The 21,455-nt window shown below is 53.8% G+C and carries 19 protein-coding genes; 2 read left to right on the plus strand and 17 right to left on the minus strand.

Annotation, left to right across the window (positions count from 1 at the left end; all coding sequences use genetic code 11):
• Positions 1 to 248 precede the first annotated feature (248 nt).
• Positions 249 to 407, plus strand: coding sequence for a hypothetical protein (locus tag D6029_RS22885; protein ID WP_418230277.1), 159 nt, complete (start codon positions 249 to 251; stop codon positions 405 to 407).
• 209 nt (positions 408 to 616) lie between these two features.
• Entirely contained in the window at positions 617 to 1,903 is a 1,287-nt protein-coding gene (locus tag D6029_RS18635; protein WP_120066216.1) for a citrate synthase, read from the plus strand.
• A gap of 62 nt (positions 1,904 to 1,965) precedes the next feature.
• On the opposite strand, the gene D6029_RS18640 is transcribed toward D6029_RS18635, so the two are convergent.
• The 17 genes from D6029_RS18640 to nuoC form a co-directional block, all read right to left on the minus strand.
• Entirely contained in the window at positions 1,966 to 2,589 is a 624-nt protein-coding gene (locus D6029_RS18640) for a hypothetical protein (protein WP_244212429.1), read from the minus strand.
• A gap of 92 nt (positions 2,590 to 2,681) precedes the next feature.
• Positions 2,682 to 3,473, minus strand: a complete 792-nt coding sequence (gene nei / locus D6029_RS18645) for an endonuclease VIII (protein WP_120066217.1) — start codon at positions 3,471 to 3,473, stop codon at positions 2,682 to 2,684.
• A gap of 15 nt (positions 3,474 to 3,488) precedes the next feature.
• Positions 3,489 to 4,421 carry a 5-oxoprolinase subunit PxpC gene (gene pxpC / locus D6029_RS18650; RefSeq protein WP_120066218.1) on the minus strand — a complete coding sequence of 311 codons (933 nt, stop codon included), beginning with the start codon at positions 4,419 to 4,421 and terminating at the stop codon, positions 3,489 to 3,491.
• Positions 4,415 to 5,071 (minus strand): 5-oxoprolinase subunit PxpB, encoded by a 657-nt coding sequence (pxpB, locus tag D6029_RS18655; RefSeq protein WP_120066219.1) that lies wholly within the window; start codon positions 5,069 to 5,071, stop codon positions 4,415 to 4,417. Before pxpB ends, pxpC begins: the two co-directional genes overlap by 7 nt.
• 20 nt (positions 5,072 to 5,091) lie before the next feature.
• On the minus strand, positions 5,092 to 5,835 hold the full coding sequence (locus D6029_RS18660) for a type 2 GTP cyclohydrolase I (protein WP_120066220.1): 744 nt from the start codon (positions 5,833 to 5,835) through the stop codon (positions 5,092 to 5,094).
• On the minus strand, positions 5,825 to 7,261 hold the full coding sequence (gene phrB / locus D6029_RS18665; protein ID WP_120066221.1) for a deoxyribodipyrimidine photo-lyase: 1,437 nt from the start codon (positions 7,259 to 7,261) through the stop codon (positions 5,825 to 5,827). Before phrB ends, D6029_RS18660 begins: the two co-directional genes overlap by 11 nt.
• A gap of 139 nt (positions 7,262 to 7,400) precedes the next feature.
• Positions 7,401 to 8,858 carry an NADH-quinone oxidoreductase subunit NuoN gene (gene nuoN / locus D6029_RS18670; RefSeq protein ID WP_034497210.1) on the minus strand — a complete coding sequence of 486 codons (1,458 nt, stop codon included), beginning with the start codon at positions 8,856 to 8,858 and terminating at the stop codon, positions 7,401 to 7,403.
• 6 nt (positions 8,859 to 8,864) lie between these two features.
• A complete protein-coding gene (nuoM, locus tag D6029_RS18675; protein WP_120066222.1) occupies positions 8,865 to 10,394 on the minus strand; it encodes an NADH-quinone oxidoreductase subunit M in 1,530 nt (509 codons plus the stop codon).
• Positions 10,395 to 10,611: 217 nt separating this feature from the next.
• Complete coding sequence (nuoL, locus tag D6029_RS18680) at positions 10,612 to 12,453, minus strand: NADH-quinone oxidoreductase subunit L (protein ID WP_120066223.1); 1,842 nt, start codon at positions 12,451 to 12,453, stop codon at positions 10,612 to 10,614.
• A complete protein-coding gene (gene nuoK / locus D6029_RS18685; protein ID WP_034458791.1) occupies positions 12,450 to 12,752 on the minus strand; it encodes an NADH-quinone oxidoreductase subunit NuoK in 303 nt (100 codons plus the stop codon). Before nuoK ends, nuoL begins: the two co-directional genes overlap by 4 nt.
• Entirely contained in the window at positions 12,749 to 13,306 is a 558-nt protein-coding gene (gene nuoJ, locus D6029_RS18690; protein ID WP_120066224.1) for an NADH-quinone oxidoreductase subunit J, read from the minus strand. The genes nuoK and nuoJ overlap by 4 nt, the downstream gene beginning before the upstream one ends.
• 12 nt (positions 13,307 to 13,318) lie before the next feature.
• Positions 13,319 to 13,861 carry an NADH-quinone oxidoreductase subunit NuoI gene (nuoI, locus tag D6029_RS18695; protein WP_034458795.1) on the minus strand — a complete coding sequence of 181 codons (543 nt, stop codon included), beginning with the start codon at positions 13,859 to 13,861 and terminating at the stop codon, positions 13,319 to 13,321.
• Positions 13,862 to 13,875: 14 nt separating this feature from the next.
• Positions 13,876 to 14,853, minus strand: coding sequence for an NADH-quinone oxidoreductase subunit NuoH (gene nuoH / locus D6029_RS18700; protein WP_115627735.1), 978 nt, complete (start codon positions 14,851 to 14,853; stop codon positions 13,876 to 13,878).
• A complete protein-coding gene (gene nuoG / locus D6029_RS18705) occupies positions 14,850 to 17,573 on the minus strand; it encodes an NADH-quinone oxidoreductase subunit NuoG (RefSeq protein WP_120066243.1) in 2,724 nt (907 codons plus the stop codon). Before nuoG ends, nuoH begins: the two co-directional genes overlap by 4 nt.
• A gap of 186 nt (positions 17,574 to 17,759) precedes the next feature.
• On the minus strand, positions 17,760 to 19,100 hold the full coding sequence (gene nuoF, locus D6029_RS18710) for an NADH-quinone oxidoreductase subunit NuoF (RefSeq protein ID WP_120066225.1): 1,341 nt from the start codon (positions 19,098 to 19,100) through the stop codon (positions 17,760 to 17,762).
• Positions 19,097 to 19,597, minus strand: a complete 501-nt coding sequence (nuoE, locus tag D6029_RS18715) for an NADH-quinone oxidoreductase subunit NuoE (RefSeq protein ID WP_120066226.1) — start codon at positions 19,595 to 19,597, stop codon at positions 19,097 to 19,099. Before nuoE ends, nuoF begins: the two co-directional genes overlap by 4 nt.
• Positions 19,598 to 19,599: 2 nt before the next feature.
• A complete protein-coding gene (nuoC, locus tag D6029_RS18720; protein ID WP_120066227.1) occupies positions 19,600 to 21,411 on the minus strand; it encodes an NADH-quinone oxidoreductase subunit C/D in 1,812 nt (603 codons plus the stop codon).
• Positions 21,412 to 21,455: the final 44 nt, after the last annotated feature.

The following is a 21,455-nucleotide window of genomic DNA, read 5'->3' on the forward strand; positions in this document are numbered from 1 at the left end:
TGCAGGCGGGGTCAGACAGCGTGAACTTTCTATAACTGTGCGTCATGCAAAAACAGCTACATCCAGATGCCAAAAAACTGGCTACAACGCTGGGTGGCTCCCGGTGGCAGGGTATTCCGGAGACCTGGCGGCAGTATAGGCGCTTCACAAATTCATTACAATTAACCTACATATAGTTTGAAGGGTTTTGTCCGGAACAGTGAGCAGGATCACGATAACAACATTATTTTAAATTTTAATCATCTGATTTGACAAAACTTAAACATTCTTGTTACAAACAAGGCCAGAAAAGCCGTATAATTCGTAAAAGTTATAGGGTCAGCCTTTCACCTGAGAATAAGTTATGTAACAGTGTGATGGTATTGACCCAGCCGATAAGGGCAAGTATTAGTGGTACACAGGTTTGAATGATATGGACTGCTAACACCTTGATTTGCTAATTTTTCGTCTGCATGACTTGAGTTACCTGCAAGCGCCCATTGCTCTGTACCCTGCTTTACATTGATATCCAAACAGAGCTGAGAGCCAAATAAAAAACTGGTAGAGAGTCGCGGTTGGTTTAAAAGCAAATCGGGCATCCCGCAGTCTGATGAATAAGGCGCTAAGGAGACCGTAAATGTCTGATAAAAAAGCAACCCTCACCTACAATGGTGATGATGCTCTGGAACTGAATGTGCTAAAAGGCACGCTCGGTCAGGATGTAATTGATATCCGTAGTCTTGGTTCTAAGGGTGTATTTACTTTTGACCCGGGTTTCACCTCTACCGCATCATGCGAATCAAAAATCACTTTTATCGACGGTGATGAAGGTGTTTTATTGCACCGTGGTTTCCCGATTGATCAACTGGCGACACACTCCAATTATCTCGAAGTCTGCTACATCCTGCTGAATGGCGAAAAGCCCACTCAGGAGCAGTACGAAGAATTCAAAACTACTGTCACTCGCCACACCATGATCCACGAACAAATTACCCGTTTGTTCCACGGTTTCCGTCGTGACTCTCACCCGATGGCAGTAATGTGCGGCGTGACCGGTGCTCTGGCAGCGTTTTATCATGACTCCATGGACGTGAATAACCCACGTCACCGCGAGATTGCCGCGTTCCGTCTGCTGTCCAAAATGCCAACCATGGCGGCGATGTGTTACAAATATTCCATCGGCCAGCCGTTCGTTTACCCACGTAACGACCTGTCTTATGCCGGTAACTTCCTGAATATGATGTTCTCCACACCGTGCGAAGAGTACGTGGTGAACCCAATTCTGGAACGCGCAATGGACCGTATTCTGATCCTGCACGCCGACCACGAACAAAACGCTTCCACTTCCACAGTGCGTACCGCTGGTTCTTCCGGCGCTAACCCGTTCGCCTGTATCGCAGCTGGTATCGCATCCCTTTGGGGACCTGCACACGGCGGCGCAAACGAAGCTGCACTGAAAATGCTGGAAGAAATCAGCAGCGTTGAGCACATCCCTGAATTTGTCCGTCGTGCGAAAGACAAGAATGACTCTTTCCGCCTGATGGGCTTCGGTCACCGCGTCTACAAAAACTACGACCCGCGTGCCACTGTAATGCGTGAAACCTGCCATGAAGTGCTGAAAGAGCTGAATCTGAAAGATAACAGCCTGCTGGAAGTGGCGATGGAACTTGAGCACATTGCGCTTAACGACCCGTACTTCATCGAGAAGAAACTCTACCCGAACGTGGACTTCTACTCCGGTATCATCCTGAAAGCGATGGGCATCCCATCTTCCATGTTTACCGTGATCTTCGCGATGGCGCGTACCGTGGGCTGGATTGCACACTGGAACGAAATGCACGACGACGGCATCAAAATTGCCCGTCCACGTCAGTTGTATACCGGCTACGAGCAGCGTGATTTCAAATCAGATTTGAAAAAATAAGTTCGTTTATGGAAACAAAAAACGCGCCAAATGGCGCGTTTTTTTATGCTTAATTTTTGACGCTATGCCTGCGGGTTTTCCGTCAAATTAGTAATGCTCACGCCCTGCGGTGCCGGTGTTTGCGTGTCAGTCTGCGGCGGAGTCGTTGGCGACAACTCGGTGACTGTTGGCGTTTCCTGCGTGGCGACTGGCGCAGCAGGTGCTTCAGCCTGCGTCTGTTCGGTTACGGCAGGCGTTTCAATTTGATTAGGCATAACCGGAACGGGTTCTGCCGGAATCGATTCTGCCTTCGGTTTCGGAACCGGGGTTGACGCGCGGACCATAAACGTCGGTTTGCCGCTCGTCACCGAATAGGTCACATGGCTGATAACATCGCGCGATGTCGACACTTCAACAGGCGCTATCGTCACGCGGCCAATCAGCGTGCGGGCATAACCGCCAACTTTATGTTTGCCTTCTGGCAGTTGTACCTCAAGGTTCCCTCCCGTCCCCAACGTACCGGCATCCTTGCTATCAATAGTCACGTAAATTGCAGTGCCATCGTCGGTTTTCGTCGGGATATGCGTCACGGTCACTCGCGAGGAACCGAAATCGAAAGCGGGTGCCGGCTCGGCAGTTTTCGAATTTGTGCATCCTGTGAGGGCCAGAACGGCTGCCACGGCAGCAAGGGCGAAACGATAACTCATAGTGCAACGTCTTCCTGTAAGATTTTTTTGTGATCTGCGTCCCAATATACCCGATCTCTGCCCGGTGAGATAAACGCATTCTTCGGGATTATTTAATGCTGGCAGCCAGGGCACCAGTAAAACGGCCTCGATGAAAGCATCGTTTTCTCGATTATCCCGCCGCAGCGCTCGCACTTCTCCCCTGCCCGATGAAAGACTTTGAAGCTAAAAATCGCCCCGTGATGTCTGTTTTCATCCACGTGTCCACGCGTATTGTAGGAATGTCGCGGAATATCCAGCAGCGCGTGAGACAGGTTTTCGAGCTGTTCCGGCGTTAAATCCTGTGCTTTATGCTGCGCCAACAACCCCATCGCCCAAAGAATTTCAACGCGCAGATAGTTTCCTAATCCTGCCAGAAATGCCTGGTCCAGTAACAGCCCGCTGAACTGGCGCTTGCGAAATCTCGTCGACAATAAACGCTCTTTCACCTGTTCAGCGCTCAGTGTGAGATCTAAAACATCCGGCCCGACACGCAACAAAAATGGATGTTTCGCCAGGCCGTCTGCGTCGAGCATTTCAATATCCGAAGCGCTATACAGCAAAATGGCTTTATCGGCTGTCTGCAATTTCACGCGCAACACTCGCGTGGTTTCTGGCACTTTCCCTGCGTTTACTACGCGCCACACGCCATAAAGCTGGTTGTGGCTATACAGGGTTAAACCGCCAGAAAAATGCGTCAGCAGCGCTTTGCCGCGCGTTTCGATACGCTCAATTTTTTGCCCCACAAGCGCTTGTTCAAACACTTTTAATTCAGGGAAAGCGAACCACGCCGCAGTTAAAGGTTTATCTAAAACTGCGGCCTCAAGTTTATCTGCGGCTCGTCTTATTTCTGGGCCTTCTGGCATCCCTTTTCCCTAAGATCAATCTTCGTTATTGAGTCGCCAGGCCAGCTGCTCGAGATAGATATGCTGTTCGCGACGCGCTTTGAGCGCCTCTTCCAGCGTACATTGCACAAAATGCACCGCTTCGCCGAGTCGGATTTGCGCGAGGTTAAACATATCGGCTTCAATCACGCAGGCAATTCTTGGATAACCACCGGTAGTCTGGGCGTCGTTCATTAGCACGATAGGCTGCCCATTGTGCGGCACCTGCACCACGCCAGGTAATAAACCATGGGACAGCAGCTCGCGGTCGGTGGTGCGCTCAAGGCGTTGCCCCTGCATGCGATAGCCCATGCGGTTACTCTGCGGGCTTAACTGCCACGGCAAACGCCAGAATTCATCTTGTGAGGTTTGCGTAAATTCATGGTATTCCGGCCCCGCCAGTGCGCGAATACGATTTCCCCATAACAACTGTTTCACGCCTCGTGCTTCGCGGAACTGGCGTGTTGCCGGCAACATCGAGATTTCATCGCCATCTTTTAGTAAACGCCCTTCAAGGCCACCGACTTGTGCTTTAAGGTCGGTGCTGTACGAGCCTAAAACTTCAGGCACATCCAGGCCACCCGCCACCGCAAGATAACTACGCATACCGCGTTCAGGGTTTTTAAGCTTCAGTTGCTGGCCTGCTTTCACCGGCAAGCGCCAGCCTGTCCACACTGCGCGGCCATCCAGTTCGGCATGGCAACCCGCACCGGTTAAGGCAAACCAACCATCTTGCGTAAACTCAACGACGCAATGGCCCAGTGTGATTTCCAGCGCCGCACTTTCCGGGGAATTACCCACCAGCAAATTGGCAATCTGTAATGCGGGTGCATCAAGCGCACCGCAACGGCTAACACCCAACTGGCGATAGCCATAGCGCCCGGTGTCCTGCACTGACATGTGCATTCCAGCACGAATAATTTTCAGCACACGCCCTCCTTTTGAGGCACAAAGCGCACGGTATCACCCGGTGTCAATAATGTTGGTTTCTCTGCGGTCGGGTTGAATAATTTCAATGATGTCTGGCCGATGATTTGCCAGCCGCCCGGCGTTGCCAGCGGATAAATTCCGGTCTGACTACCGCCAATTCCCACCGATCCAGCGGGAACCATCAAACGCGGTTCCGCACGGCGCGGGGTAACAAGCGTTGGCGCAAGCCCTGCGAGATAAGCAAAGCCCGGCTGGAAGCCGAGGAAATAGACTATGTATTCCGCCGCTGAATGTTGCTCCACTACCTGGCTTACGGATAGGCCGCAGTGTTCAGCGACTTCCGCCAAATCCGGGCCGTGGATGCCGCCGTAAATCACCGGAATTTCCACGGATCGCGACGCAGGAACCATGGCTTCGCTCTCTTCCCACCAGCGTTGAATCCGTTCGATGCCATCCAGTGCCAAGCTCTGCGGCTCGCGCAGCACCACGGTGATGTTGTTCATCCCAGGAATGACTTCCGAAACAGCAGGCGATTCCAGCAGGCGTTGGGTTAATCCCCAGATACGTTGCTGACTTTCTAACGATAAAGGCGGTTCCAGCTCGAGAACAACTGCGCTTTCGCCTAACAGGTAACACCGTGCTCTTTGCACTTTTTCTCCTCGGTCTTGCGTTATGCCGGGTTCGGAATATCAATAAAGGTGACGTCTAAATCAGTTTCGCTGTTCAGCCAGTCACTCAGTGCCTGGATGCCGCCGCGCTCTGTGGCGTGATGCCCTGCCGCATAAAAATGCAGGCCTTGTTCACGCGCAGAATGAATAGTTTGTTCGGAAACTTCGCCGCTAATAAACGCATCCACGCCAAAGCGTGCTGCGCTATCAATAAAACTTTGCCCACCGCCAGTACACCAGGCCACGCGACGAATCTGATCCGGGCCGGTATCGCCAGACCACAATGGTGTGCGCCCAAGGCGCATTTCAATCCACGAAGCCAGCTCAACGCCAGAAAGCGGTGTTGGGAACTCGCCCCACGGCACCAGCGGCTCAATTTCACCTTTGGTTTCAATGCCCAGCAGCGCGCCTAATTGCGCGTTATTACCCAGTTGCGGATGCGCATCCAGCGGCAAATGCCAGCCAAAGAGGTTGATATCGTTAGCCAGCAGCGCTTTCAGGCGGTTGCGTTTCATGCCGCGGATCACCGGCGACTCACCTTTCCAGAAATAACCGTGGTGAACAATAATCGCATCGGCCTGTTGGCGTATTGCTTCATCAATCAGCGCCTGGCTTGCCGTCACACCCGTGACAATTTTGCGGATTTCTTCGCGGCCTTCGACCTGCAAACCGTTCGGTGCGTAGTCGCTTATCGCAGCACTGTTGAGTTTCTCGTTAATCAGGCGTTCGAGTTCACTATTTTTCATTTTCTTTCTCTTCAGATTTACGTGCCGCTTCATAGGCGGCGAGTGTCGCGATACGTGCTTGTTTATGTTCGACAATCGGGCGCGGATAGTCCAGCGGCAATTGTTCTTTATCTGCCCACAGCCATGGGGTGTGAACATATTTATCAGGCACATCGCCAAGCTCTGGCAACCACTGGCGTATAAACGCCCCTTTCGCATCAAAACGCTCACCCTGAGTGGTCGGGTTGAAGATACGGAAATAAGGCGCGGCGTCAGTGCCTGTCGACGCTGCCCATTGCCAGCCGCCGTTGTTAGCCGCCAAATCGCCATCTATCAGCTGTGACATAAAGTAGCGTTCACCCGCGCGCCAGTCGATAAGCAGATCTTTTACCAGAAAACTGGCGACAACCATACGCAAGCGGTTATGCATCCAGCCCGTCGTATTCAGTTGGCGCATTGCCGCATCAACAATCGGATACCCCGTTTTCCCTTGCTGCCACGCATCCAGTAGCGCTTCATCTTGTTGCCAGCGCACGTTGTCTGTCCATAGGATAAACGGCTGATGGCGGCAAAGTTTCGGGTACGCCACCAGCAAATGACGATAGAACTCTCGCCAGATTAATTCGTTTAACCACACGCTTCCGCTCCCTCCGTCCAGTACCTGCGGATGCTCTTTCAATAAACGGTGTAAACACTGGCGCGGCGAAAGCACGCCAAGTGCCAGATACGGCGACAAACGGCTGGTGCCTTCGATCGCCGGGAAATCACGCTGCTCGGGGTAATCCGCAGCAGGATGCTGGCAAAACTCACGTAATTTCGCGATAGCGGCCCGTTCACCGATGGGAAACAGCGAGGAGTCGATCTCCACACAGGGATAATCAAACGGTTCTACTGGCATCACTGAAAGTGCCTCACCACGCGGACGTGGAGCCACAACGCATTCCGGTAAGCCTTCGCGCAGCCTCTTAATAAACGCTTTGCTGAACGGGGTAAACACTTTGTACATTTCGTGATTACCCGTCGTCACGCTGCCAGGCGGCAGCAAAACGCTGTCATCAAAACCCTGGCAAATCACTTTTTTACCGAGACCACGTTCAACCGTAAGGTCGCGTTGGCGTTCGTTCAGTTCGTATTGATAGTTGTAAAACAGCGCGTCGATATTTTCGTTCTCACAGAACTGCACGAGGCATTCTACGGAAGCGGCAAAATCAGGCACCTGCCTGATACAAAGTTCGATGCCGCGCTCCGCCAGCGACGCTTGTAGCGCGTCTAAATGGCTATGAAGAAACTGCGCCTGGCGTGGCGACATATCGTGTTGCCGCCATTGTTCAGGTGTGGCGATAAACAGCCCCACCACCCGAGCGCCAGGGTCACGACAGGCTGCCGCCAGCGCCAGATTGTCATTGATACGGAGATCATTACGAAACCAGACCAGATGCGTGGTCATACAACTCCATTTTTATTTGCCGAAGCTAAAAGTTTTCTTAAGTGTAGCAATTCATTGAAATAAAAAAGGCTACCCATTTGAGTAGCCTTCAAAATGGTGGATGACGCTTGCGCTTATCCACCCGACCTACAAAACCCACTTACATCATCGGTGTCGCCATTCGCACCAGCGTAATCAGCGGTTGTGGGTAAACACCCAGCAACAGCACCAGCACGGCGGAGATCAGAACCACCACGCCGCCCGCTGTGAACGCCCAGTTAGTTGGCGCATCACGGCCCGGCTGTTGCGGTGCGTTCAGATACAAACTCACCGTCACACGCAGGTAGTAGTAAAGACCAATCGCACTACCCAGCACCACAGCGCCCGTCAACCACCACAGGTGAGACTGCACGCCGACGGCGATGATATAGAACTTGCCGATGAAGCCCAGCGTCATTGGAATACCCGCCAGAGACAGCATCATCACGGTCATTACCGCCGACAGAATCGGCTTGTGCCAGAACAGGCCACGGTACGAGTACAGTGAATCTGCATCCGGGCCACGGTACGGGCTGGACATCAGGCTAACCACACCGAACGCGCCGAGGCTGCTGAACAGATAACCGGCCAGGTAAACGCCAACGGATTCCATCGACATATCGCCGCTTTGCAGCGCAATCAGCGCCACCAGCAAATAACCGAGGTGCGCGATGGACGAGTAACCGAGCAGACGCTTGATGTTGGTCTGGCTCAACGCCATCAGGTTACCGACGATGATCGAGGCGAAGGCGATAATGCCCAGCACCACACGCACTGCTTCGCTATCGCCGACTGGCGCGTAGAGGAACAGACGCATCACCACACCAAAGATGGCGATTTTGCTGGCGGTCGCCAGGAAAGTGGAAACCGGAGCAGGTGCGCCCTGGTAAACATCTGGCGTCCACAGGTGGAATGGAACCAGTGACAGTTTAAAGCCGAGGCCAACAATCATCAGGCCCAGACCCGCCAGCAGCAGCGGCTCGTGCAGCATGTTGTCTGCCAGGCTCTTACCGAGGCTCACAAACGACAGGTCGCCAGATTCCGCATACACCAGCGCCATACCGAACAGCAGGAACGAAGACGCTGCGGCAGACAAAATAGTGTACTTGATGCTGGCTTCCAGCGAGCGTTTCTGGCGGAAAGCGTAACCAATCAAGCCAAACAGCGGCAGAGAAATCAGTTCGATACCGAGGAACAACGCCGCCAGGTGGTTAGCGTTTGCCAGCAGAATACCGCCCAGTGCCGCAATCAGCACCAGCAGGTAAAACTCTTCGCGGTTGTCGGTGTAACCCTGTAACCACGGATAAGCAAACGTACAGGTTGCCAGGCTCGCCAGCAAAACCAAACCGGTGTACAGCATCGCGTAGCCGTCAACGCGCATCAGCGGCGTGACATCCATCGCGCCCGCCTGGCCGACAAACCACAGTGAAACCAAGGCGGCGTTAAGGCCGATTACTGCCAGTGTTGCATTGACAAAATGGTCGCGTCGCCACGCTATGGAGAGCATCACAACCACCACCGTCAATCCGACGACGAGCAGCGGTAGCAGCGCGATCAATTGTTGAGGAGTTATAGTCATGGCGAATTACGGCCTTGTAGTTGGAATTGAACTGGTAAACCACTGCTGAATATTGCTCATCGCGGAATGCGAAGTATCCAGAATTGGCTGCGGGTAGAAGCCCAACAGGACTAACAACACCACCAGCAACAGGATGATAAAGAACTCGCGCAGCGACATGCCTGGCAGTTGTTTATCACTGATTTCACTTTTCGCTTTCCCGAAGTAAGCACGATGCAGCATCGCCAGGGAATAAACCGAGGCAAACACCAGACCGAAGGTCGAGATAATCGTGATCACCGGCACCACATGGAAGCTGCCGAACAGAATCATAAATTCGCCAACGAAGTTACCGGTGCCCGGCATACCCAGTGTTGCCACTGCGAAGAACATCGACAAACCTGGCAGCCATTTGATTTTGTTCCACAGGCCGCCCATCAGGCGCATATCACGCGTGTGCAGACGCTCGTAAATCTGACCACAGATGATGAACATACCGGCCGCAGACAGACCGTGAGCAATCATCTGAATCACCGCGCCCTGGTACGCCAGTTGGCTGCCGGTATAAATGGCAATCAACACGAAGCCCATGTGGGAAACGGAAGTGTAAGCAATCAGGCGTTTGATATCGGTTTGTGCGAAGGCCATCCACGCGCCGTAGAAGATACCGATCACACCCAGCCACATGGCGATTGGGGCAAATTCAGCGGAAGCTTCCGGGAACAGCGGCAGTGCGAAACGCAGCAGGCCGTAAGCCGCGGTTTTCAGCAAGATACCGGCGAGGTCAACAGAACCCGCGGTTGGTGCCTGCGAGTGCGCATCTGGCAGCCAACCGTGCAATGGAACCACTGGCATTTTCACCGCAAACGCAATGAAGAAGCCCAGCATCAACAGCCATTGAACACTGCTCGACATTTCAGTGTGCAGCAGTTGCTCGTAGTTGAACGTCCAGACGCCGGTTGAGTTGTAATGCACGAACACCAGGCCAAGAATCGCAATCAACATCACCAGGCCACTTGCCTGGGTGTAGATGAAGAACTTGGTGGCAGCGGTGATACGCGTCTTCCCGTCGGAGGCTTTGTGGCCCCACAGTGCAATCAGGAAGTACATCGGCACCAGCATCATTTCCCAGAAGAAGAAGAACAGGAACATGTCGATGGCAAGGAACACGCCGATAACGCCACCGAGGATCCACATCAGGTTGAGGTGGAAGAAGCCCTGATATTTTTCGATTTCATTCCAGGAACAGAGTACCGCCAGCACGCCGAGCAGACCGGTGAGCACCACCATCAGCAATGACAGACCGTCAATGGCTAAATGGATTTCAATCCCAAAGCGTGGGATCCACGGCAGGATAAATTCAGACTGCCACTGCGGCAAACCTGCGGATTGCGTCAGCGTGTAGCCACCCTGCAACCACAGTTGCAGCGAGAGCGCCAGTGTCAGTCCCATCGTTACCAGCGCAATCCAACGCGGCACTTTTACGCCGAAGCGTTCAGTCTGCCAGCAGAAGAAGCCGCCAATAAAGGGGATCAGTATCAGCCAAGGTAATAACATAGCTCAGTATGTTCCTTATCTTTGCTCCTGCTCAGGCTATCTTGCTCGCCATACTGAACCCCGGCTGTGCTCGCAATCCTCACGTACTTGAGTACGCTCCGGTTGCTGTGCGCAGGCGGTGTCCAGTCTGGCTTCGCCGATGACGCCTGTCCTTCAGGAACAGTTACTTAAAATTCATTTTTATTGTGAAACGATCTTCACTCAAAAATTACAATACTCAACGCAAGACCAGCAGCAAGCCCAGAACAACCACCGCGCCGATGCTCATTGATGCCACATACCAGCGCAGATAACCGTTCTCGCTCACCAGCAGGCCACGACCTGCGAAGCGGGAAAGCACTGCTGGAATGTTCATCAGTGAGTTCAGCGGGTCGCTCTTAATCAACCAGGCGATACCCAGGAATGGCTTCACGAACACTTTGTCATACAGCCAATCGAAGCCCCAGGCATGGAACCACCAGGTGCCGAAGAAGCGGCCCGGCGCGCTGTTCGCAATGGCAGTAACCAGAGTGCGCTTGCCAAGCCACAGCCAGGCGGCAATCAGGATACCGGCGATAGCAACAACGCCTGAGGTAATCTCAAGAGTCAACACGCTACCGTGCGCAAGCTCAGTGGTGGCTGGCAGAACGCCCGCTAATGGCGGAACAATCATTGCGCCCACGAAGGTGGACAGCACCAGCAGCACAATCAGCGGTAAGTGGTGAGTAATGCCTTTCAGCGCATGGGCGTGAATCTGCTCTTTACCGTGGAAGACGATGAAGATCATGCGGAAAGTATACAGCGAGGTCATAAACGCACCGACCAGACCTGCAACCATCAAATTCACATGACCATTCGCCATCGCACCGGCCAGAATCTCATCTTTACTGAAGAAGCCCGCAGTAATGAGTGGCAGCGCAGACAACGCGGCACCGCCGACCAGGAAGCAGATATACACCAGCGGAATGGACTTACGCAGGCCACCCATTTTGAAGATGTTTTGTTCGTGGTGGCAGGCAAGAATCACCGAACCAGACGACAGGAACAGCAGCGCTTTGAAGAACGCGTGTGTCATCAGGTGGAAGATTGCCGCATCCCACGCTTGCACGCCGAGTGCCAGGAACATGTAACCAATCTGGCTCATGGTCGAGTACGCGAGTACACGTTTGATATCGGTTTGAACCAGTGCCGCAAAGCCTGCCATCACCAGCGTAACCGCACCCACGATGCCGACTAAATGCAGCACTTCCGGCGTTAACAGGAACAAACCGTGAGTACGTGCAATCAGGTAGACACCCGCAGTAACCATGGTGGCTGCGTGGATCAGCGCTGAAACTGGCGTTGGGCCAGCCATCGCATCCGCAAGCCATGTTTGCAATGGCAACTGTGCAGATTTACCGACCGCACCGCCTAACAGCATCAGGGTTGCCCACATTAGCATCTGGTTGCCCGCCGCAAAGTGCTGCGGAGCCAGTTCAACCATTTCGCGGAAGTTCAGCGTGCCCAGTTCGTTGTAAAGAATGAACAGTGCAAAAGCGAGGAACACGTCGCCCACACGGGTCACCACAAAGGCTTTCATGGCAGCCGCGCCGTTCTTCGGATCGGTGTAGTAGAAACCAATCAGCAGATACGAGCACAGGCCCACGCCTTCCCAACCGAGGTACATCAGCAACAAGTTGTCGCCGAGCACCAGAACCACCATGCTGGCGATAAACAGGTTGGTGTAGGCGAAGAAGCGCGAATAGCCCTCTTCCCCACGCATATACCAGGACGCGTACATGTGGATCAAGAAGCCAACGCCGGTCACCACTGACAGCATGGTCAGTGACAAGCCGTCGAGGATCAGGTTGAAGCCGATATTAAAATCGCCAACCGACATCCACGTCCACAGCGGTTGAGTGAACGCCTGTTGCCCGTTGTTGAAGAAATCAACACCGACAATCGCCGTCACTAACGCGGTAAGGCCAATCGAGCCCACGCCAACCGTGGCAGAAAGGTTTTCTGACCAACGGCCACGAGAGAACGCCAACAATAAAAAGCCAATAAACGGCAAAAGAATGGTTAACCAGAGAAGGTTCATCCACGCATCTCACTTACTGAATCGATATTCAGGCTCTGGCGACGACGATGGAGCTGCAATAACAGCGCGAGGCCAATACTGGCTTCGGCGGCAGCTAAGCTAATCGCGAGAATATACATCACCTGGCCGTCAGCCTGGCCCCAATAACTCCCGGCGACCACGAACGCGAGCGCCGCGGCGTTGATCATCACTTCCAGGCTAATCAGCATGAAAAGCAGGTTGCGACGAATCACCAGCCCGGTCAGCCCGAGGACGAACAAAATGGCAGCAAGGATTAGTCCATGTTGCAGCGGAATCATACGTGCTCCTCCGTTTTTCTTTTCGCAGCCTGGTCAGCCTGGCGATTGCTCAGCACTTCACCCGGACGGTCTTCACGACCCAGGTGGAAGGCTACAACCAGACCCGCCAACAGCAGCATTGAGGCTAATTCCACTGCCAGAACGTAAGGTCCGAACAGCGCGATACCCACTTGTTTAGCACTGACGGAAGTGCCGTCGATTCCCTGGTCATTCAGACCCAGAATCGCGTAAACCAGCACCGCCAGCAGGACAGCAGACAAAACGCCAGGGCCAATCCACAGTTGTGGTTTCAGCCATTGGCGCTCTTGTTCAACAACCGAGCCACCAAGGTTAAGCATCATGACCACGAAGACGAACAGCACCATGATGGCACCGGCGTAAACGATAATCTCAAGCGCTGCGGCGAAGTAAGCCCCCAGGGAGAAGAACACCCCGGAGATCGCCAGCAGCGAGATGATCAGATACAGCAAGGCATGCACCGGGTTGGTATGGGTGATCACTCGAAGAGTGGTCCCGACCGCGATGATTGCGCAAATATAAAAAGCGAATTCCATTGCCTTGCTCCTTTAAGGTAATAGGCCTTTGACGTCGATAGGCTTGGCTTCGTTTTCCGCTTCGCCCTTATCTTTGCCGTCGATTGCCATACCTGCCATCCGGTAGAAGTTATATTCCGGGTATTTGCCCGGACCGGAGATCAACAGGTCCTCTTTTTCGTACACCAAATCCTGGCGCTTAAACTCACCCAGCTCGAAGTCTGGAGTCAGCTGAATTGCCGTGGTTGGGCACGCTTCTTCGCACAGGCCACAGAAGATGCAGCGCGAGAAGTTAATGCGGAAGAATTCTGGATACCAGCGGCCATCTTTTGTTTCTGCTTTTTGCAAAGAGATACAGGCCACCGGGCAGGCTACCGCACACAGGTTACAGGCTACGCAGCGCTCGGAGCCGTCCGGATCGCGCGTTAACACGATGCGGCCACGGTAGCGCGGCGGTAAATAGACTGGCTCTTCCGGATACATCTGCGTTTCGCGTTTGGCAAACGCATGCAAACCGATCATCCAGATACTGCGTACCTGGGTGCCGAAACCAACCGCTAACTCTTTCAATGTCATGGTTTTTTCACCCCTTATGGTGCCTGATACAGAATGACCGCGGCGGTCACCAGCAGATTGACCAGTGTCAACGGCAGGCAAATTTTCCAGCCGAAGGACATCACCTGGTCATAACGCGGACGAGGCAATGAAGCACGAATCAAAATGAACATCATCATGAAGAACGCAGTTTTCAGTGCGAACCAGATGAACGGCGGTAACCACGGGCCATGCCAGCCACCAAAGAACAGGGTCACGATCATCGCTGAAACGGTGACGATACCGATGTATTCACCAACGAAGAACAGGCCGAATTTCATGCCTGAATATTCGATGTGATAACCATCGGCCAGCTCTTGCTCTGCTTCCGGTTGGTCAAACGGGTGACGGTGACAAACCGCAACGCCTGCGATAGCGAATGTGATAAAGCCAAAGAACTGCGGAATCACGTTCCACAAGTTCGCCTGGTTATCGACGATATCGCCCATATTGAACGAACCCGCTTGCGCCACAACGCCCATCAGCGACAGACCGAGGAACACTTCATAGCTCAGCGTTTGTGCCGAAGCACGCATCGCGCCGAGCAGTGAGTATTTGTTGTTACTTGACCAGCCAGCGAACAGCACGGCGTAAACCGCCAGACCCGCCAGCATCAGGAAGAACAAGATACCAATGTTCAGGTCGGCAACCACCCAGCTCGGGCTGACTGGCACAATCGCAAAGGCCAGCAGCATCGAGGTGAAGGCAATCATCGGTGCCAGGGTAAAGATGACGCGGTCCGCAAAGCGCGGCGTCCAGTCTTCTTTAAAGAACATCTTGATCATGTCTGCGACTAACTGGAGCGAACCGCCCCAGCCAACACGGTTAGGCCCGTAACGGTTCTGGAACAGGCCCAGCAAACGGCGCTCACCAAAACTCATGAACGCGCCGCAAGTCACCACGACCAACAGGATCACGACCGCTTTGAGAATGCTCAGCAGAATGTCGATAACATCCGGTGTTAACCAACTCATTGGCCAGCCTCCTGGAGATTTTCAAGACGCGCACCCGCCAGTACCGGAGCAATGCCAGGCATACCCATCGGTAAACCGACCTGCCCTGCTGCCAGACCTTCGGAAAGTTGCAGCGGCAGACTCAACGTCTGGCCTTCGTAACTAAACGAAATCAGGCTTCCTGCATTCACGCCCAGTTTTGCGGCGTCTGCCGGATTGAGCTTGATGTACGGATCTGCCATGCGGCTCTGGAAGATGGGTGAACGCTGGGACATTTCATCGCTGCCAAACAGATGGTAGTAAGGCGCAATACGCCATTTCCCTTCTTCGGCATGGAAGATTTCCGGCACCTCGGTGAAGTAATCAATACCCGTTTCTGAGGCTTCAATCAGACGCACGCCAGGGTCGCCGTGACGCAGTTTGCCACCCACTTCAGCCTGGAATTTGTTCCATGCCTGCGGTGAGTTCCAACCTGGCGCCCATGCAAATGGAATTTGCTGACGGTTTGCCGACGGGCTGTTGTTCCCTTCCATAGAGAAGGCGAACATGGTGTCTTTATCCTGCGGCTGACGCGGTTCGTGCACGCTGATGTTGGCACGCATTGCCGTACGACCACTGGAGCGGATTGGAGAACGCGACAGTTTCTGACCACGAATACGGAAGCTGGCATCAGGTGCCGCATCTTTAATTCCGGCCAGTTGTGGCAGCGCTTTCACACACGCGTCGATCACATGGTCAAGCTGCGTCCAGTCCACTTCACGGCTTTGAACCGTGCTGTGCAGGGAGTGCAACCAGCGCCAGCTTTCAAGCATCACAACGGAATGGTCGTAATACGCCGGGTCATAAACCTGGAAGAAACGCTGTGCGCGGCCTTCGTTGTTGATAACCGTACCGTCGCTTTCAGCGAAGCTTGCAGTGGACAGCACCAGATGGGCTTTGTCCATAATCGCACTGCGCTGATGGTCAATCACCATCACCAGCGGCGCTTTAGAAAGTGCCGCGTCAACGCGCGCTGCGGAAGCATGGCGATGCAGATCGTTTTCCAGCACCACTACCGCATCGGCAGCACCGCTTTCCAGTTCACTTAACGCTTCTTCCAGCGAGCCGCCGCCAATCAGGCCGAGGCCAACGCTGTTAACGGCGCGAGCCACCATCGTGATACCGACATCAGCACCACGGCCTTTCAGCGCTTTCGCCACGTTGGCAGCCGCCTGAATCACCGCTTCGCTACCGGCGTTAGTACCGGAAACGATCAATGGTTTTTTCGCACCCGCCAGAGCTTGAACGATCACGTCGACTTTGTTTTTCAGGTCACGATCTAATTCAACGGCTGGGGAATTGCTGTCCAGCGCATTGGCAATCGCGAAGCCCAGACGCGCCTGATCTTCAACCGGCGCACGGTAAGTCCATGCGGCGATGTCGTCCAGACGAGTGCTGTCGATGTTAGTGACAAAAAGCGGATGTTTAGCGTGCTGGCCGATGTTCAGGATGGCCGCAATCTGCCAGTCAGCCACTTTCTGTGCTGCTGCCATTTCACGTGCTTTACCTTTCACCGCCTGACGCACAGACAGCGCAACGCGCGCGCCGGTCTGGGTAATGTCTTCGCCTAGCACCAGAACCGCATCGTAAGATTCGATTTCACGCAGTGCCGGAGTGTGAACGCCGCTTTCTTGCAGCACTTTGAGCATCAGTTGCAGACGTGCTTGCTCACCGGTTGCGATACCAGTGTAGAAGTTATCCGCACCCACCAGTTCACGCAGCGCGAAGTTGCTTTCAACGCTGGCGCGTGGGGAGCCGATACCGATCACTTTCTTCGACTGGCGCAGAATATCTGCCGCGCCCTGCATCGCTTGTTCAGCGTTCAGTGTGATCAGATCGTCGCCACGGCGTTGGACCGGCTGGCGTGGACGATCCTTCAGGTTCACGTAGCCATAACCGAAGCGGCCACGGTCACACAAGAAGTAGTGGTTCACGGTGCCGTTATAGCGGTTTTCAATACGACGCAATTCGCCGTAGCGCTCGCCTGGGCTGGTGTTACAGCCGATGCTGCACTGCTGGCAAATGCTTGGCGCGAACTGCATGTCCCACTTACGGTTATAACGCTCGGAGTGCGTTTTGTCCGTGAACACGCCGGTCGGGCAGACTTCTACCAGGTTACCGGAGAATTCGCTCTCAAGCGTACCGTCTTCCGGGCGACCGAAGTAGACGTTATCGTGCGCGCCGTACACACCCAAATCGGTGCCGTCAGCGTAGTCTTTGTAGTAACGCACACAGCGGTAACAGGCGATACAGCGGTTCATTTCGTGAGAGATGAACGGGCCGAGATCCTGATTACGGTGAGTACGTTTAGTGAAGCGATAACGGCGGAAGCTATGACCGGTCATGACCGTCATATCCTGCAAGTGGCAGTTGCCGCCTTCTTCACAAACCGGGCAGTCGTGCGGGTGGTTAGTCATTAACCATTCCACAACGCTTTCACGGAATTCTTTTGCTTCGCCATCTTCAATCGAGATGAATGTGCCGTCAGAGGCCGGTGTCATACAAGACATCACCAGGCGGCCGCGAAGATCTTCTGCGTTTTGATATTGCTTCACCGCGCACTGGCGGCAAGCACCGACGCTGCCTAGCGCCGGGTGCCAGCAAAAATAAGGAATATCGAGGCCGAGTGACAAACATGCTTGCAGCAGGTTGTCTGACCCGTTTACCTCATATTCTTTGCCGTCTACATGAATCGTAGCCATAGTCAGCATGCTTCCAGTTGGCCTGAGTTATCCCAGGCATTAATCAAAAATTCTTGTGCGAAACCACCCTCACCCTAACCCTCTCCCTGAGGGAGAGGGGACCTTCAGGTTTTCCCTCTCCTTGGTGAGGGGACCGTCAGCTTTTCCCCCTCTCCTTGGGGAGAGGGCCGGGGTGAGGGAGTCAAATCACCAGCGTGCTTTTAACAAGTTCGGCTGAATACCGCTAATCGCGCGGGTGTTACCGAAATCTTGTTTGGCAATGCCTGCTTCGAATTCTTCGCGGAAATACTTAATCGCACTCTGCAATGGCTCAACCGCACCTGGCGCATGCGCACAGAAGGTTTTACCTGGACCGAGGAAACGACACAGTTGCTCAAGTGTCTCGATATCCCCAGGTTGGCCTTCGCCACGTTCCAGCGCACGCAGAATTTTCACGCTCCACGGCAAACCATCACGGCACGGTGTACACCAGCCGCAAGATTCACGGGCAAAGAACTCTTCCAGGTTGCGAACTAGCGGGACCATACCAATCTCGTGGTCTACGGCCATCGCCAGTGCGGTGCCTAAACGGCTGCCTGCTTTGCCGATGCTTTCAAATTCCATCGGTAAATCAAGGTGTGATTCGGTCAGGAAGTCAGTCCCTGCCCCACCCGGCTGCCAGGCTTTGAATTTCAGGCCATCGCGCATACCGCCCGCGTAATCTTCGAGGATTTCACGTGCGGTGGTGCCGAACGGTAATTCCCAAACGCCAGGGTTTTTCACACGACCGGAGAAGCCCATCAGTTTAGTACCGGCATCTTTGCTGGTAGAAATGCCCTGATACCACTCCACGCCATCAGCCAGAATCGCCGGGACGTTACACAGCGTTTCGACGTTGTTAACGCAGGTCGGTTTACCCCAGACACCGCTTGATGCAGGAAATGGTGGTTTTGAACGCGGGTTCGCGCGGCGGCCTTCGAGGGAGTTAATCAGCGCGGTTTCTTCACCGCAGATATAACGCCCGGCACCGGTGTGCACGATCAGTTCAAAATCAAAACCAGAACCGAGAATGTTTTTGCCAAGCAGGCCCGCTTCGGTAGCTTCAGCAATCGCGCGGCGCAGATGTACAGCCGCTTCGATGTATTCGCCACGCAGGAAGATGTAGCCGCGATACGCTTTGAGCGCAAACGCAGAAATCAACATGCCTTCCACCAAAAGGTGCGGCAGTTGCTCCATCAGCAAACGGTCTTTATAAGTGCCCGGTTCCATTTCATCAGCGTTACACAGCAGGTAACGGATGTTCATGGACTCGTCTTTTGGCATCAGGCTCCACTTCAAACCGGTGGAGAAGCCCGCACCGCCGCGCCCTTTCAGGCCAGCGTCTTTAACACGGTTAACGACTTCATCTGGTGCAAGGCCAGTCAACGCCAGACGTGCACCTTCGTAGCCGTTTTTGCTGCGATATTCATCCAGCCAGACCGGCTGTTTGTCATCACGCAACCGCCAGGTCAGCGGATGAGTTTCGGCAGTACGAATAATGGTTTTCATTTGTACTGCTCCAGCAAATCAGGGATCGCTTCCGGCGTCAGATAGCTGTGAGTGTCCTCATCAATCATCATGGTCGGCCCTTTGTCGCAATTGCCCAGACAGCAAGTTGGCAGCAGGGTAAAGCGACCATCAAACGTGGTTTGACCCGGTTTGATGTTCAGTTTTGCTTCGATAGCCGATTGAATGCCCTGGTAGCCCGTAATGTGGCAAACCACGCTATCGCAGTAGCGAATTACGTGGCGGCCAACCGGCTGGCGGAAAATCTGGCTATAGAATGTGGCAACGCCTTCGACGTCACTGGCCGGAATACCCAGCACCTCAGCGATGGCGTAAATAGCGCCGTCTGGCACCCAGCCACGCTGTTTCTGTACGATTTTCAGCGCTTCGATAGACGCTGCGCGAGCATCTTCGTAATGATGTTTTTCGTGCTCAATCGCATCACGCTCGAATTGACTCAGCTCAAAGGCTTCTGCCTGGGGTTGTTGTTTATCGTGCATAGTTAGCGATCCACATCGGACATTACAAAATCGATACTACCCAGATAGACAATCAGGTCAGAGACCAGGCTGCCACGAATCGCTGCCGGGATTTGCTGCAAGTGCGCAAAGCTCGGAGTACGAATACGGGTACGGTAGCTCATGGTGCTGCCGTCGCTGGTCAGGTAGTAACTGTTAATCCCTTTCGTCGCTTCAATCATCTGGAAGGATTCGTTAGCCGGCATCACCGGGCCCCACGAAACTTGCAGGAAGTGAGTGATCAGGGTTTCGATATGTTGCAGCGTGCGCTCTTTCGGCGGCGGCGTTGTCAGCGGATGGTCAGCTTTGAACGGGCCAGCAGGCATGTTTTTCAGGCACTGATCAAGAATGCGCAAGCTCTGGCGAAGCTCTTCTACTTTCAGCATCACGCGGGTGTAGCAGTCACTGATGCCACCGCCAACCGGGATTTCGAAGTCAAAGTTTTCATAGCCAGAGTAAGGGCGAGCTTTACGGATATCGAAATCGACACCGGTAGCACGCAGGCCAGCACCGGTCGTGCCCCACTCCAGCGCTTCTTTCTTACCGTAAGCGGCAACGCCCTGAGAACGGCCTTTCAGGATGGTGTTGCGCAGTGCCGCTTTCTCGTAGGAATCCAGACGTTTCGGCATCCAGTCGAGGAATTCTTTAAGCAGACGTTCCCAACCGTTTGGCAGGTCGTGCGCCACACCGCCGATACGGAACCAGGCTGGGTGCATACGGAAACCGGTAATCGCTTCGACGAGGTCATAGATTTTCTGACGGTCGGTAAAGGCGAAGAACACCGGAGTCATCGCGCCCACGTCCTGAATAAACGTGGAGATGTACAGCAAGTGGCTGTTGATACGGAACAGTTCAGATAGCATGACGCGAATCACGTCTACGCGTTCAGGAACCTTGATACCCGCCAGTTTTTCAACCGCCAGCACGTATGGCATTTCGTTCACGCAGCCGCCGAGGTACTCGATACGGTCGGTGTACGGAATGTAGCTGTGCCAGGACTGACGCTCGCCCATTTTCTCAGCGCCACGGTGGTGGTAACCGATGTCCGGTACGCAATCGACAATTTCTTCACCGTCGAGTTGCAGAACAATTCGGAATGCACCGTGCGCGGATGGGTGGTTTGGACCGAGGTTCAGGAACATGAAATCTTCATGCTCGCTGCTGCGCTTCATGCCCCAATCTTCAGGCTTGAAGGTCAGCGCTTCCATCTCGAGGTCTTCTTTCTGTTTGGTCAATTCAAACGGATCAAACTCGGTGGCACGCGCCGGATAGTCTTTACGCAGCGGATGGCCTTCCCACGTTGGCGGCATCATGATACGCGTCAGGTGCGGGTGACCATTAAAGGTGATGCCAAACATTTCCCAGGTTTCGCGCTCATACCAGTTCGCGTTCGGGAACAGTTTGGTGACCGTTGGCACGTTGAGATCGTTTTCGGACAGCGCAACCTTGAGCATGATGTCGCGGTTACGGTCGATAGAAATCAGGTGGTAGAAAACGGAAAAATCCGCGGCCGGTAAACCGTCGCGGTGGGTACGAAGACGCTCATCCATACCATGCAAATCAAATAGCATGACGTAAGGTTTTGGCAGTCTTTTCAGGAAATCGACAACTTCCAGTAATTGTTCACGCTTAACCCAGGCCACTGGAACACCAGTGCGGGTTGGCTGAACGGTAAAGGCATCCGGCCCAAAACGGTTACGCAGTTCGCCAATAACCGGATCATCAAGATGGTCACGGGTTTGCCAGGCTGGCTGGTTGGCATCATGCGCAGTTAAATCGGTCATAATTCTCACCATTGCAAATGGTACTGTGGTGACTGTTGGTCAGCGGCTTCGCGCTA

Source organism: Buttiauxella izardii (genome assembly GCF_003601925.1).
Lineage (GTDB): Bacteria > Pseudomonadota > Gammaproteobacteria > Enterobacterales > Enterobacteriaceae > Buttiauxella > Buttiauxella izardii.

Coding starts and splice junctions, on each gene's coding strand:
- D6029_RS18660 (WP_120066220.1), bottom strand. CDS start 5,835: ATGAAAAATAGTGAACTCGAACGCCTGATTAACGAGAAACTCAACAGT.
- phrB (WP_120066221.1), bottom strand. CDS start 7,261: ATGACCACGCATCTGGTCTGGTTTCGTAATGATCTCCGTATCAATGAC.
- nuoI (WP_034458795.1), bottom strand. CDS start 13,861: ATGACATTGAAAGAGTTAGCGGTTGGTTTCGGCACCCAGGTACGCAGT.
- D6029_RS18635 (WP_120066216.1), top strand. CDS start 617: ATGTCTGATAAAAAAGCAACCCTCACCTACAATGGTGATGATGCTCTG.
- nuoJ (WP_120066224.1), bottom strand. CDS start 13,306: ATGGAATTCGCTTTTTATATTTGCGCAATCATCGCGGTCGGGACCACT.
- nuoH (WP_115627735.1), bottom strand. CDS start 14,853: ATGAGTTGGTTAACACCGGATGTTATCGACATTCTGCTGAGCATTCTC.
- nuoC (WP_120066227.1), bottom strand. CDS start 21,411: ATGGTGAGAATTATGACCGATTTAACTGCGCATGATGCCAACCAGCCA.
- nuoF (WP_120066225.1), bottom strand. CDS start 19,100: ATGAAAACCATTATTCGTACTGCCGAAACTCATCCGCTGACCTGGCGG.
- nuoK (WP_034458791.1), bottom strand. CDS start 12,752: ATGATTCCGCTGCAACATGGACTAATCCTTGCTGCCATTTTGTTCGTC.
- nuoG (WP_120066243.1), bottom strand. CDS start 17,573: ATGGCTACGATTCATGTAGACGGCAAAGAATATGAGGTAAACGGGTCA.
- D6029_RS18640 (WP_244212429.1), bottom strand. CDS start 2,589: ATGAGTTATCGTTTCGCCCTTGCTGCCGTGGCAGCCGTTCTGGCCCTC.
- nei (WP_120066217.1), bottom strand. CDS start 3,473: ATGCCAGAAGGCCCAGAAATAAGACGAGCCGCAGATAAACTTGAGGCC.
- nuoN (WP_034497210.1), bottom strand. CDS start 8,858: ATGACTATAACTCCTCAACAATTGATCGCGCTGCTACCGCTGCTCGTC.
- nuoL (WP_120066223.1), bottom strand. CDS start 12,453: ATGAACCTTCTCTGGTTAACCATTCTTTTGCCGTTTATTGGCTTTTTA.
- nuoE (WP_120066226.1), bottom strand. CDS start 19,597: ATGCACGATAAACAACAACCCCAGGCAGAAGCCTTTGAGCTGAGTCAA.
- nuoM (WP_120066222.1), bottom strand. CDS start 10,394: ATGTTATTACCTTGGCTGATACTGATCCCCTTTATTGGCGGCTTCTTC.